This window comes from Streptomyces sp. NPDC044061 (assembly GCF_056434305.1).
The window spans coordinates 54,816-68,117 of sequence record NZ_JBWKFL010000042.1 but is presented as its reverse complement, the minus strand read 5'-3'; the positions used below and the strand labels follow the sequence as shown (position 1 = coordinate 68,117).

Here is a 13,302-nt window from a genome sequence, read left to right as displayed (position 1 = left end):
TTCCCCTAAGTTTTTTTGGTCGCGCAGCAACGCAACCCCCCCCCCCCCCCCCCCCCCCCCCCCCCCCCCCCCCCCCCCCCCCCCCCCGCGTCCAGGCGGCGGGCCGCCCTACACCATGGTGATCGCATGACCGGGGCGAGTTCGGGGGCCAAGCCCAGGGCCCGGACACCACGGCTGGCTCCGCCTCTCCCACGGAGTCCGCGCCATGGCGAGCGCTTCCCGCACAGCCACGGCCTCGGGCGCTCCAGATGCCGGCCAGGTGGGCCACGGCGAGCGCGCACCGGATCGCCTGAACGAACATCCAGGTCCATGCCATCTCGGCGAGTGTGGAGCACGGGGGCGGCGACTGCCCGAACTCGGCCCGCTGCGGGCCACAGACAATCAATGGGCGACGACCGCTGAGAACCATGGCGAACAGGCCACGTGACAACCGTCATTGACAAGCCGAATCCGGGGGGGTTGTCATGAACACATGATCGAACGTCCAGGGACCCGCTGCACTCGCCATACCGACGGTTCCGTCCCCGGTACCGGGTGCAACCCGTCACAGGACGGTGCGTGCACGAAGACCGCGGGTGCCACCCCCAGGGCGAAGGACGGGCGGCCGGCGTGGGAGCACGGTCACTGACCGGGCGCCACGAGCTGCTCGACACCGCCCGGGTCGAACTGACGGCCAGTCCCGGAGTGCTCTTCCACGGGCCCATGGGGATCGGCAAGTCCACGCTCGTGGCAGCCCTCATGGCGTGCTTGTCGGCGGATGCCCCGTCGGTCGGCACCGTGCTGCACTGCTCGCCCGTGGAGGAGGACGCCCGGCTCCCCTTCGTCGGGCTCGTCGACCTGTTCGCGCGGATTCCGGAGAGCTGCCTGGACGCCCTCGCGCCCGAGCCCCGGGCGGCACTGAGGGCGGCCCTGCTGCGGGGCCCGGAACCGGCAGACGGACGCAGCCGCCTCGCGCTGCGCGTCGCCGTCCTCGACGTACTGCGCACTCTGGCCGCCACCGGCCCCGTCGTGCTGGTCGTCGACGGCCTGCAATGGCTCGACGAGCCCTCCGCCGAGGTGCTCGCCTTCGCCGTACGCCGCCTGGGCGGCCTGGACATACGGATGGTGGCCGCCGAGCGGGTGGCGGACGATGACCGGCCCGAGCGGCTGCGCTGCTGCCCGCCGGGCACCACCGAGCTTCCGTTGCCACCGCTGACGGACGACGAGGTGGCCCACCTCGTGCGCATCGGCATCGGCGCCGACCTGCCACCAGGGGTACTGCGGGCGATCCAGGACACCTCCGCCGGAAACCCTCTGTACGCCCTGGAGTTGGGGCGGGCGACGGCCCTGCGCGGCCCGGCACCCGTGACCTTCGGACCGACGCTGCCCGTGCCCCGAAGACTGCGCACCCTGCTGCTGGACCAGGCGCGCACACTGCCGGAGACAATGCGGCACGCCCTCCTGGTCACGAGCGCCGCCACCCGCCCCGACTTCACCCTGCTGCGTGCCGCCGGGCTCCCGGACCCCGTCACGGACCTGGCGGAGGCCGAACGCCTCGGCATCGCCACGACCGACGCCGATGGAACCATACGCTTCCGGCATCCGCTGATCCGGGCCGCCGTCTATGCCGACGCCCCGGAGAACCTCCGCCGACAGGCACACGCGCTGCTGGCCCGCGTGATCACCGAGCCGGTCGAGCACGCCCGCCATCTCGCCCACTCCCGGCCGCACCAGGACGAGGTCACCGCCCGCGCTCTCATGGCCGCGGCGGACTCCGCGCGCCGTGACGGCTCGCTCCGCGCCGCTTGCGAACTGGCCCGGCTCGCCGCCCGCCGCACCCCCGGCGACCGGCCCGCGGATCGGGCCGAGCGGCTGCTGGCCGCGGCGGAGTACGCGTGCGACGCAGGGCAGCCGCAGGAGGCGGGTGAGGCCGCCGAGACGGTCCTCGCCGAGTCGGGCTCGGCACGCCGGCGGGTGCGGGCCCGGCTGGTCCTGCTGCGCAATGCCGGGCAGGCGCTGGAGGGTGCCCAGGCCCTGATCGAGGAGGGCCTCCGGGAGGCCGACGGCGACCCCGAGGCCGAGGCATGGCTGCATCACTGGGCGGCCGTACGCGGCCTGCTCTGCGGGGAGTTGGAGGAGGCGGCCCGGCATGCCCGGCGCGCAGCCCGGCAGGCGACCGTGGCGGGTGACAGGGAGACCCGGATCGGGGCGCTCGCCACCCTCGCCCGGGTACGGTCCCTGGCCGGCGAAGCGGTCGCGGCGGACGTCGCGCTGGAGGAGGCGCTCGCCCTGGCCGGGGGCACCGACGGCGGTCCGCAGAACTGGCGGCTGATGCGCATGCGGGCGATCCTCGCCCTGGACTCCGACCGGGTGACCGAGGCCCGGGAGGGGGTCATCCAGCTCCTCGCCTCGATCGAGGAGGTCGCCGGCGTCGAGGAGGTCATGGCGACCCTGGTGTCACTGACCCGGATCCAGGTGCGGGCCGGACACTGCCACGAGGCGCTGCACACCGCGGCACGCTGCACACGTGCCATGGCCCAGACGGCTCCCGCGCTGTACGCCGCCGCGCTGGCGGCTGTCGCGGGCGGCACCACCGACGAGGCCCGGCGGCTGGCCGAACAGGCGGTGCGAGCCTCGGAAGCCGACGGCGACCGGCTGTTCCTGCTGCGCTCGCTGGCCGTGCTCGGGCAGGCCGAACTGCTCGCCGGAGACCCACGCGGCGCGGCGTCCGCGGTCGAGGCGCTGCAGCGCGTCAGGGAACTCGGGGCTGCCATGCGCGCCGCCGACCCGCCCTTGCTGCGCTGGTACGGCGACCTGGCCGAAGCCCTGGTCCTCCTGGGCGAGACGGATGAGGCAGAGGCCGTCGTCCGCGCGGCCTGGGCTCGTGTGACCGTCGATACGCCCGGCAGCGTCCTGGCGGCTCTGGAGCGGGCGGAAGGGCTCCGGGAGGCGGGGATCGGCCGGGCGAAGGAGGGGGCGGCACGGCTGGGTGCCGCCGTGGACCGACTGCGTCAACTCCCCCTGCCCCTGGAGCTGGTGCGCACCCTAATCGCCCTCGGAGCCGTCGAGCGCCGCGCGCGCCGCAGGAGCGTGGCGCGCACGGTCCTCGGCGAGGCACTGGAAACCGCCACCCGGATCGGCGCCGCTCCGCTGTCGGCACGGGCCAGGGACGAGCTTGCCCGGCTGGACGCCGGAGACCGCAGCGGTGAGGCAGGAGCGAGCGGGCCCGAACTCACACCTACGGAGGCCAGGATCGCCGAACTGGTCGGGGGCGGAGCAACCAACCGGGAAGTCGCCGCAGAGCTGTTCATCAGCGTCAAGACGGTGGAAGGCACCCTGTCCCGGGTCTACCGCAAGATCGGGGTGCGCTCGCGCACCGCGCTCGCCCACGCGATGGCTGCCGCCGTCATCGCCTCCGGGGCGGCCGTCGGTCCCGGTGACGAGGGTCAAGCAGGCGATCCGCAACGGGTGGCCGATCAGCACCGTTCTCAGATCCGTCGCGTTCTCGACACACGGCGTTGACGTGACATCGGCCGTTAACACGTAACGCAAGGGTTCCCCCGCTTATGGGGGTGGGGCCGATCTCCATACGGTGAATCCGGTTCCCCTTCGGGAACAACTCCCCCACTCCCCGGAGGACTTCAGTGAAGTCACGTCTGAAACTGCTCGGTCTGCTCACCGCGCCGGCCCTGGTCACCGCGGTCGTCCCCGCCGCCTATGCCGCGAACGCCCCGCAGCCGCACGCGCCGCGAGCCGCCATCGCCGGAGACGTCCTGCCGCGCCTGAAGCAGAACGCGGCCCGCACCGGAGACGTCGCTGCCGGGAAGCGGATATCGGTGGCGATCAGCCTGACGCCCAGAGGCGGCAGGGCACTTGACACCTTCGTCGCGAAGGTCAGTGACCCGCGGTCGAGTTCCTACGGCCACTACCTGTCGAAGCACCAGTTCGCGGCCCGTTTCGGTCGCACCGACGCCGAGATCAGGCAGCTCAAGGACTACCTGCACGCCCAGGGTCTGACCGTCGGCACCGTCCACTCGGGCAATCTTCTGGTCGACGCCGCCGGCACCGCGGCCCAGCTGGAGAATGCCTTCGGCACCAAGCTGTCGACCTGGAAGGACGCCAGGACGGGGCGTTCCTTCTACGCCAACGACAGCGCGCCGACGCTGCCGGCCGCCATCGCCTCCCTCGTCAGCGACGTGGCGGGCCTGAACAATCGCGTCCGGCTGCACCATCAGGCGACGCCGCACACCGTCTCGCCCCACAACGGCCCCGGCGGCGGCTACACCCCGGCCCAGCTCAAGGGCGGCTACAACGTCTCCGGCACCTACACCGGCAGCGGCCAGAAGATCGCCCTGATCGAGTTCGACGGATTCAAGCAGTCCAACATCACCACCTACGACAACTACTACAGCCTGGGCTCGCCCACCCCGACCGTGAAGGCCGTGGACGGTGGCTCCGGCGCCCTCGGCGACGGCCAGGTCGAGGTCGAGCTGGACATCGAGGTCCTGCACGCGATCGCCCCGAAGGCGAACGTCACCGTCTTCGAGGGCCCCAACTCCGACGCAGGCGAGGTCGACACCTACCAGGCCATCGTCGACAGCGGCATTCCGACCACCTCCATCAGCTGGGGCGCCGCCGAGAGCGCCCGCACCACCTCCAACATCAACGCGGTGGACGCCGTCTTCAAGGCGGGTGCTGCCCAGGGCCTCGGCTTCTACGCGGCCTCCGGCGACGACGGCTCCGACGACGCGGGGGACGGCGGCACCTCCGTCGACTACCCGGCCAGCGACCCGTACGTCACCGGCGTCGGCGGCACCAAGCTGACCGTCACCTCGTCCAACGCCTGGAGCAAGGAGGTGGCCTGGTCCGGCGGCGGTGGTGGCAAGTCCTCCGTCTTCAAGATCCCCAGCTGGCAGACCGCGGTACAGAAGAGCGCCGGCGGCGGCTACCGCCAGGTGCCGGACGTCTCGGCCCACGCCAACCCCAGCCCCGGTGTCTCGATCTACTCCCAGGGTTCGTGGAGCTCGGTCGGCGGTACAAGCGCCGCCGCACCCGAGTGGGCGGCTTTCGCCGCCCTGTACAACCAGCGGGCCGCGGCGGCCGGCAAGGCCAACCTCGGCTTCGCCAACCCCGCCCTCTACTCGGCGAGCGGCACCGGCTTCCACGACATCACCAGCGGCAGCAACGGCGCCTACTCCGCGGCCACCGGCTGGGACTTCACCAGCGGCTGGGGCTCGTACAACGCCGCGACGCTGGCGAGCAAGCTGCTCGGCTGACGACGGGCGGCTGAGGACCGACCCACAGAGCGCGGGCCGGAAGCGATCCCCGGCCCGCGCCGTGGCCTGGCCGTGGCCTGACGTCGAGCGGGGCGATTAAAGGAAGTGCGGGTGTTCGAGCCGGTGGGGTACGTTCCTGCCTGTTCGAAGGGGGAGCCGAAGTGGCGAAGCTGAACCAGATCATCGCTGTCGAGAAGGGTGTCAAGAGCAAGTCGCTCCAGGACATCACCGCAGCGCACCACAAGGTGCAGAAGCCGGCACTGCTGGCAGGTATCTCGCGTACGTACCAGCCGAAGGACGAGGAGGGCGAGCAACTGCCGCCCGAGTCCACGCGGGTACAGGTGCAGGCCGAGGACGTGCTGCGCGAGATGTCCGCGTCGCTCACCCGGCTCTTCGACGTGACTGCCACCAAGGACTGGGCGAACTGCACGGCGCGCGCGGACGTCACGGTCGACGGCAGGACGATCGTCACCGACGTCCCCGTCAGCTACCTCCTCTTCCTGGAGAAACAGCTCACCGACCTGCACACGTTCGTCAAGAAGCTCCCCACGCTCGACGCCGCCGAGTCCTGGTCCCACGACCCGTCCACGGACTGGTGGAAGACGGACCCGGTCCGCACGATCCGTACGAAGAAGGTCCCTCGCAACCACGTCAAGGCGGAGGCGACCGAGAAGCACCCGGCGCAGGTCGAGGTGTACTACGAGGACGTGCCCATCGGTTACTGGACGACCGTGAAGTTCTCCGGAGCGCTCCCGGCCCGGCGGGTGAACGAGCTGGTGGAGCGGGTGGAGAAGCTCCAGCAGGCGGTGAAGTTCGCCCGGGAGGAGGCCAACGGCGCCGAGGTCACCGACCAGCGGGTCGGGGACGCGGTGTTCGCCTACCTGTTCGGCTGACGCCGGCCGCGGGTAGCATCCATGATCGCCCCCGTGTGCGAGCGCGGGGGTGCGTTTCAGGCGCGGGCCGGACTGAGGACCGGTGCGCGCGATGAGCGCAAGCTGACACTGAAGTTCAGCCTGAAGAAGCGGTGACAGTGAAGGTTCGAGTCCTTCCCCCGGCACAACGCCCGCACCGGGCCGGGGTAGCCCAACATGGCAGAGGCAGCCGCGGTCAATCTCAGACTCTCGCTCCAGTCTCAGCATTGCCGCCGATCGCCGGATCGAACGGGGCCGGACGAACGCCGTCGGATGCGAGTTCGACTCTCGCCTGCACCTCTCACATGGTGCGGTAGTTCAAAGGAAGAACACGACGGCATGATGACTGATCCGTCCTCTTAAACGCCGCCGGCGTGCGCAATTGGGTGGCATCCCCAGGGGCCCGGGAGCTGGATACGACTCCCGGGCTCCGCCACGTTCGCCGGCCATGGGCGCTGCCCGCAGGCCTGTCCCACCTCGGTGTCCGGGTTCTCGGCTTTCACTTCCGACGAGGCTGCGACCCTGCCGTGGCCGTTTGCTGGAAGGCCTGCCGGTAGGCGGAGGGCGTGGTGCCGAGGGCGTCGCGGAATCGCGCACGGAGGTTGGTGCTGGTTCCGAGGCCGCTCTGGGCGGCGATCTGCTCGATGCCGAGGCCGGTGAGTTCCAGGAGTTCCCGGGCGTGGTTGATGCGGGCGGTGAGCAACCACTGGTGCGGCGTGCTGCCGGTTTCCCGGCGCCACAGACGGACCAGGGTGCGGGCGGAGACGCGCGCGTGCCGGGCGAGAACCTGGAGCGTGAGGGATTCGTCGAGGTGGCTCAGGGCCCAGTCGCGGGTGTCGGCGAGGGTGTGAGCGGTGGGCTCGGGCAAGGACTGGGCGATGTACTGGGCCTGACCGCCGTCGCGGTGGGGTGCGGCGACCAGTTCGCGGGCGATGTCGTTGGCGACGGCGGCACCGAGGTCCTTGCGGACGATGTGGAGGCACAGGTCGATGCCGGCGGTCACGCCCGCGGAGGTCAGCAGGGGACCGTCGTCGATGTAGAGGACGCTGCGGTCCACCCGTGTCTCGGGGTGGAGCTCTTCGAGGTCGTCGGCGCTGGCCCAGTGCGTGGTCACCGTACGGCCGTTGAGCAGCCCGGCCGCGGCGAGTGCGAAGACCCCGGTGCAGATGGAGGCGATACGGGCGCCTCGGCTGAAGGCAAGTCGCAGCGCCGCTCCGACCTCGGGTGCCGGTGCCCGCCGATAGTCCCAGTAGCCGGGCACGATGATCGTGTCCGCCTGGGCGAGGGCCGGCAGCCCCGCTGTGTCTCCGACCGTGAACCCCGTGCTGGTCGTGACGCTGCCACGGGCTCCACTGCACACCGTGAGTTCGTACGGCGTGTTCGGTCGAGAGTTGAAGATCTGCGTGGGGATGCCGAGATCGATCGGGAGTACGAGGGGCAGCACCAGGACCGCGACGCGATGAGGAGCCATGTCTCCAATGCTACGACCGTAACTTTCCGGACAGGGCGAGCGGCGGCGAGCAGCTCGGAGCGGTACGCCGGGGACGTGTCCCGAAAGTTGCGAACAGTGGCAAGGGAGCTTGTGGTTGATCGAGAAGGGCGGGACGACGATCGAGTCATGAGCGGCACGGCCCGACGGCCGGGGCTCACGCCGGCAGCGGCCGCGGCAGAGCGGCTTCGCACCGGCCAAGGCAAGGACACCTGACCGCAGTGACCCCGTACACCCCGATCGGCCGGTACTTCGACGTGAAGGACGGACGACTCTACGGCCACGTCCGCGAGGGCGCGGGTCCGGCCCTGGTCTTCCTCCACTACTGGGGTGGCTCCCACCGCACCTGGCGACCGGTCATCGAGCGCCTCAGCCCCACACAGGCGTTCGTCTCGTACGACCACCGGGGTTGGGGTGAGTCCACCCGGGTTCCCGGCCCCTACGACATCGGCCGGCTTGCCGACGACGCGGCGCGCGTCATCGACGAGCTGGGCTACGGCGAGTTCATCGTGGTGGGCCACTCGATGGGCGGGAAGGTGGCCCAGGTGCTCGCCTCGCGCCGCCCCGCCGGGCTGGTGGGCGTGGTGCTCGTCGCGCCCGCTCCGCCGGCTCCCGTCGGTGTGACGCGCGAGTTCCAGGAGGCGCTGACGCACGCCTACGACACCGCCGAGACCATAGACCGCAGCATCGATCTGGTGCTGACCAACGGCGAGTTGTCGGCCGACGCGCGCCGGCAGGTGCACGAGGACAGTTCCCGGGCAGGCGAGGCGGCCCGTATGGCGTGGCCGCTGCAGGCGCTGGTCGAGGACTTCACCGACAGCGTCGGCGCGATCAACGTTCCCGTGGTGGTGCTGGCCGGCAGCTACGACAAGGTGGACCCGCCGCAGGTCCTGCGCGACCATCTGCTTCCCCTGATCGCCACCGCCACTCTCACCGAGCTCGGCGGCACCGGCCACCTGTCGCCACTGGAGGTGCCGGAGCAAGTGGCCTCCCACATCGGGGCGTTCGTCGCCCGTCTCCAGGGTCCCTGTTCCTCGGAAGTCGGACCCTAGTACCAGAACGCTTTGACAACGGCCTGTCCGGCCAGGGCGGCGCGCTGGTAGAAGGTACGGAGGTCAGAGTGGTGCCGCGCATAGACGGCCCGGACGTCCTCTTCGGCCCAGGCGGGACCGAATGCCGCGTGCAGCTTGGGACCAGCCGCCTCCCAGAGGACGTCGAACGAGGCGTCCGCGAGGAAGACCGATGCCTGCCGCACCGCGTCCGGGGTCAGATGGACGAAGGGCGGCTGGTGGTCGTCGGGGTCGTAGACGATGTCACCACCGTAGACGGGCAGCTCCCACGCTCCCTCTCGCCCCTCGGGCAGACCGCTGCCCGCGCGGCAGAGGTCGTTCACCGAACTGAAGTCCTTCTCGATCCACTCCGCGATTCCGGCCTCGTACTCCGCATGACGGACGTCCCAGTCCCATGCTGCCCCCATGAACTCCTGCAACCGGGCGTAATCGAGTGGGACTTCGGACTTCTCGACGGCACGCAGATGCATGTGAAAGCTCACGGATACCCCTCTCGTCACGGGTGGCCCTGCGTGTGCGGACCACCAAAGCCGGAAGCGTATCCGGGGCCACTGACACCGCTATCGAGTTGGGGAGACCCGCGCCCCTCCCGGCACTCGCATTAGCCCGTCCCGCATCTGAGGCCAACAACACAGGAAAGGTCATGGGCGGGGTCTATCAGCTACCCGCAAGAGCGGATTTGCCGATGTCGGATCGAAAACGGGGCGTCTCACCCGTAATATCTCTGCCCTAGGGCACGCTACGGTCGTAGGTCTTTCCTGACTCGCCGCAATCGCCCACGGGGACTTCAGCCCGGCCACGAACCGAGGAGCGAAAGATGTCCGACAGCACCACTCGCGCCACCGAGTTGACTTCGCAGTACGTCAACCAAGTCACCAGCGACCTCGAGCGCAACATCAAGGAGCAGGAACGCATCACGGGAGAACTCTCAGCTCTGCAGGACCAGTTGGCGATCCTGCAGCACGACCACGCGGTGCTCGTGAACATGCAGCAGGCACTCAGCGTGGCAGCTCCGGCCACTGAGTCCGCCCCCGCCGACAGCGCCGTTGTGCCTTCGCCCCGCAAGAAGACCGCTACGGCGTCCGGGAAGCGCCGTCCCGCGCGGAAGGCCACCGCGGAACAGCCCGGGGCGGAGAAGGCGACGGAGAAGAAGCCCGCCACAAAGCCCACGGCCGCCAAGAAGGCCGCCTCGAAGACGAGTCGGCCCACTCTGGTCGAACTCGTCCGGCGACACCTGACGGAACAAAAGGAGCCCCGCTCCGCCGCGGAAGTCGCCCAGGCCCTGGGCGACACACACCCCAAGCGTGGCATCCAGACCAACGTCGTGCGCACCACCCTGGAGAACCTGGTCGCCAAGAACAGGGCACAGCGCACCAAGCAGGGCACCTCTGTCTTCTACACCGCCTCCAACTTGCCGGAGCAGGCAGCGGCACCCAAGGAGGAGGCCCTGCCCGAAGCCTGAATGACACTGTCAGGATGCGGTTCGCCGCCTTTGCTCACGGCGAGACCATCGACATACGTGCGCATCGCCGAGGGCCGACGGCTGCGGACTCTCGACCCCGGCGTACGCACCACCCAGGTACCCGGCCGCTCGCGCTCCCGGCGCGGGGAGCTGCGCTGGGCCGGACGTCACGTTGCAGGCGACCTGCGACCACCACGGCATAGCGGCGGTCCCAGGACATCTTCGACCTCGGCGGCCACCAGCTCCAGAAACTCCTGGCCGAACAGGCACACCGACGACTCCCAGGGGTGCCCGAAGCTGCCGAGCCGGAAGTCCTCCGAGAGGTAGACGTAGTAGTCACCGTCGGGGTAGGGACTCAGCGGCCACGGTTCCTGTCCGTGCCCGCCGACGCGATGCGGAGCGAAGGAGTAGGAGACGTGCTGCCAGTCGAGCGCGAACAGCCTGGCCTCCGGCTCGACGCAGGCAGTCAGCCCCTGCTCGACAACCGAGACGAAGCGGTCCAGACACACATGGCCCGGGTCTTCGTCCAGCGACGCCAGACTCCATGTGACGGAGTCCGTCGGCTCCTTGATGGCAGGCCACTTGGTCGGGTTCACGCTGGGACGGAATGCGAACTCCGCGTAGAAGCGGTCCCAGACGTTTCGGTACTCGGCTTCCGACAGCTCGGTTACAGGCCCGTTCCTCACCCTCAGAGACTATCGAGCCGGCCCAGCGTGATCCCTTCGACGTGGATCCATCACGAGATCGCTGAAAGAACCCCCCTCAGCTGTTCGCCTCCCGTCGGGAGCTGGAGGAGGAACCAGAACTGCCGGCGTCGAGCCACCCCAGAGCGCCCAAGACCATCAGGCTCAGCGTCATCCACGTAACGAAAGCTCCACCGCCGTACAACACGGCACCCGGCACTCGAGCCCCGTTGGCACAGGAGAGGACGCCCGCCACGACACCGACGAGCACTGACGACACGAATGCCAGAACCACGAGCAGCGCCCGAGTGGCTGAGGGTGAGAAACGCACTGGTCGGACCCTTCAGTAAGGGTGGTCGACCATCGGCAGGGCAGCCGGCCTCAGCTCGACCACCTTGCGATGGCCTGCTGAGACCTAGCGCCAGGACTCATCTTCGCCGAGGCGCACTTCCCCCAAGGGACGCTCGAAACCGCGCCTACGGCCCCCAGGGCAACTCCCCGGGCAGTCAGCTGGGTTGGCGGCTTGCTCGACGGCCCCCGTTGCCGTCGTCCAACCATCCCGCCTTTACGGTACCGACCCGAGTCTCTTGATCACCAGATCAGTTGTGGGTGACGCCCGCTGCGATCCGTCCCTGCCGTCCCTGCCGTCTCTTGATGTGTGACCAGACGGTGAGCGCCCGCGGGCCCGTGGCTCTCAGACGTTCCTGCGCCTCATGTGCAGATGACCCTCACGGGGAAACGAGGGCGGTGCCGCGGGTAGGACCTTGGTGAGCTCGTAGTGGCTCTTGTGCGCCACTCGGCATGAGGCCGGGTTGTCCACCTGGTGCAGGAGCTCCAGACGCTCCAGCTCATCGGCCGTCCGGGTGTCGAAGGCCCAGCCGGTGAGCGCCTCCAGAGCGCGTGGTGCGACACCCCGCCCGCGGGCATGCGCCGCGGTCCAGTAGCCCACCTCAGCCGACGGTTTGCCGAAGGCCACTTCCTTCAGGACCACATGGCCCACCAACCGACCTCGGGTCGAGTCGGATTGCGTCTCGAGAACCGCGAAGCCGAAACGATCTCCCGCTGACCAGCCCCGCTCCTGGCCCCGCACCCACCGCATCGCGTCGGCCTCGTCCTCCACCACCGAGCTGATCCAGTTGCGCAGTGTGGGGTCCTGGAACACTTCGACGAGGGCCGCAATGTCCTCCATACGCCAGGGACGGAGGACGAGGGCGGGAGCGGTCGGCGTCGCGCCCGCATGCAGGATGACGGTGGCGTTCACCGGCAGATCGTATGCGCCGTCGTTCTTCCCTACTACTGACGATCCCTGGCCCACTGTCGCTCCATTCGGGCGCGTACGGCCTGGACGGACCAGCTGAACGCCGGGGCCAGGCTCTCCGGAGCAGGCCAGCCGTTGATCACTGCCAGCAGCTGCAAGTACCGGTCCCGGCGTGGGTCGTTCACGCTCTCCAGCCGGGCCAGCAGCAGGCGGCGCAGCTCGGTGTCGTCGGGGCGGCCGAGGACGTGGGCATAGTGAGCCGCCAGAGCTCCGACGATCGCATCGGCCTGGCGTGAGGCCGGGTCGATGCCCGCCGCCAGGGCAGGGCCGACCCGGTCACGTACGACTGCGGCGAGGTCCCGGCGCAGACCCGTGCTGTCGCCTTGTGCCTGTTCGGCCGCCTGGCCCTCGGTCATCTGCCGCATGCCGGCGCGGAAATCCGGGTCCAGGGCCAGTTCAGCCCACTCCGTCCACGCCCGCACCTGCTCCGCCGCGGGACTGTCGGGTATCTCGGGTGTCATCGAGCGTCTGACTCCCGCGAACGCGGAGCCGACGCCGAGACCGCCGAAGGCGGCATCGAGGAAATCCTCGATCAGACGTCGGCGCTCCTCCTCGGAGAGCCGGGCCAGCTTGTGCATGAGATCCGTCTCCTCAGCAGTGAGCCCGCGCTCGGCCACCGCCGTCAGCACCGCATGGCGCAGTCGCAGGACGCGGATCTGCACGGCCAGGGCTTCGGCATGAGCTGCCGCGACCTCGGACAGCGAGAGCTCCCGCTCCACGACCCTGCGGATCGTGGGCAGGTCCAACCCCAGGTCCCGCAGGGTGCGTACAAGGTCCAGGCGCGCGACGGCGTCGGTGTTGTAGAGGCGATAGCCGGCCGGGCTGCGGTCCGTCGGCGCCACGATTCCGCGATCGGAGTAGAACCGAATGGTCTTGACCGTCAGACCGGTCCGCCGGGCCAGTTCGCCGATCGAATAGAGCGTGTCGCCGTCCATGCCCCTACCTTGGTGTCTCCCCCTACGGGAGACTCAAGCCGTTCCGTTGGCCGGTGATCAAGCAGACCACGTTTCGCATCGTTGCCGAGGATGCGCCGAGCTGTCGATCGAATTGAGGATCACGGGCGCCGGGCGTCCTCGGCCACCGTCGACACCGCCGTAGCATGCCTGCGGCAAAG

At 69.8% G+C, this 13,302-nt stretch carries 10 protein-coding genes; 5 read left to right on the top strand and 5 right to left on the bottom strand.

Annotated features, from left to right (window positions below; genetic code table 11):
* Window positions 1–609 precede the first annotated feature (609 nt).
* From AC07CM_RS41200 to AC07CM_RS41190, 3 genes are all read left to right on the top strand, one after another.
* A complete protein-coding gene (locus tag AC07CM_RS41200; protein WP_478881666.1) occupies window positions 610–3,501 on the top strand; it encodes an ATP-binding protein in 2,892 nt (963 codons plus the stop codon).
* 122 nt (window positions 3,502–3,623) lie between these two features.
* Complete coding sequence (locus tag AC07CM_RS41195; RefSeq protein WP_478881665.1) at window positions 3,624–5,255, top strand: S53 family peptidase; 1,632 nt, start codon at window positions 3,624–3,626, stop codon at window positions 5,253–5,255.
* A 161-nt stretch (window positions 5,256–5,416) separates the two neighbouring features.
* Window positions 5,417–6,148, top strand: a complete 732-nt coding sequence (locus tag AC07CM_RS41190) for a DUF7873 family protein (protein WP_478881664.1) — start codon at window positions 5,417–5,419, stop codon at window positions 6,146–6,148.
* 517 nt (window positions 6,149–6,665) lie between these two features.
* Here AC07CM_RS41190 and AC07CM_RS41185 read toward each other — a convergent pair.
* Window positions 6,666–7,637 (bottom strand): GlxA family transcriptional regulator, encoded by a 972-nt coding sequence (locus AC07CM_RS41185; protein ID WP_478881663.1) that lies wholly within the window; start codon window positions 7,635–7,637, stop codon window positions 6,666–6,668.
* A gap of 239 nt (window positions 7,638–7,876) precedes the next feature.
* On the opposite strand from AC07CM_RS41185, the gene AC07CM_RS41180 reads away from it, so the two are divergent.
* Window positions 7,877–8,707, top strand: coding sequence for an alpha/beta fold hydrolase (locus tag AC07CM_RS41180; RefSeq protein ID WP_478881662.1), 831 nt, complete (start codon window positions 7,877–7,879; stop codon window positions 8,705–8,707).
* On the opposite strand, the gene AC07CM_RS41175 is transcribed toward AC07CM_RS41180, so the two are convergent.
* Complete coding sequence (locus AC07CM_RS41175) at window positions 8,704–9,207, bottom strand: DUF1877 family protein (RefSeq protein ID WP_478881661.1); 504 nt, start codon at window positions 9,205–9,207, stop codon at window positions 8,704–8,706. The two genes, AC07CM_RS41180 and AC07CM_RS41175, sit on opposite strands and share 4 nt — an antisense overlap.
* Before the next feature lie 335 nt (window positions 9,208–9,542).
* Between AC07CM_RS41175 and AC07CM_RS41170 the strand changes: the two genes are divergently transcribed.
* Complete coding sequence (locus AC07CM_RS41170) at window positions 9,543–10,187, top strand: hypothetical protein (protein WP_478881660.1); 645 nt, start codon at window positions 9,543–9,545, stop codon at window positions 10,185–10,187.
* Between the two features lie 167 nt (window positions 10,188–10,354).
* Here AC07CM_RS41170 and AC07CM_RS41165 read toward each other — a convergent pair whose 3' ends face one another.
* From AC07CM_RS41165 to AC07CM_RS41155, 3 genes are all read right to left on the bottom strand, one after another.
* Window positions 10,355–10,873 carry a DUF2716 domain-containing protein gene (locus AC07CM_RS41165; RefSeq protein ID WP_478881659.1) on the bottom strand — a complete coding sequence of 173 codons (519 nt, stop codon included), beginning with the start codon at window positions 10,871–10,873 and terminating at the stop codon, window positions 10,355–10,357.
* Window positions 10,874–11,564: 691 nt separating this feature from the next.
* Window positions 11,565–12,131 (bottom strand): GNAT family N-acetyltransferase, encoded by a 567-nt coding sequence (locus AC07CM_RS41160; RefSeq protein WP_478881658.1) that lies wholly within the window; start codon window positions 12,129–12,131, stop codon window positions 11,565–11,567.
* Window positions 12,132–12,163: 32 nt separating this feature from the next.
* Window positions 12,164–13,123, bottom strand: a complete 960-nt coding sequence (locus AC07CM_RS41155; RefSeq protein WP_478881657.1) for a MerR family transcriptional regulator — start codon at window positions 13,121–13,123, stop codon at window positions 12,164–12,166.
* Window positions 13,124–13,302: the final 179 nt, after the last annotated feature.

What these genes read in the sequence shown, in the direction of transcription:
- AC07CM_RS41155 (WP_478881657.1), bottom strand. Translation starts at nt 13,123, where the DNA reads ATGGACGGCGACACGCTCTATTCGATCGGCGAACTGGCCCGGCGGACC.
- AC07CM_RS41170 (WP_478881660.1), top strand. Translation starts at nt 9,543, where the DNA reads ATGTCCGACAGCACCACTCGCGCCACCGAGTTGACTTCGCAGTACGTC.
- AC07CM_RS41185 (WP_478881663.1), bottom strand. Translation starts at nt 7,637, where the DNA reads ATGGCTCCTCATCGCGTCGCGGTCCTGGTGCTGCCCCTCGTACTCCCG.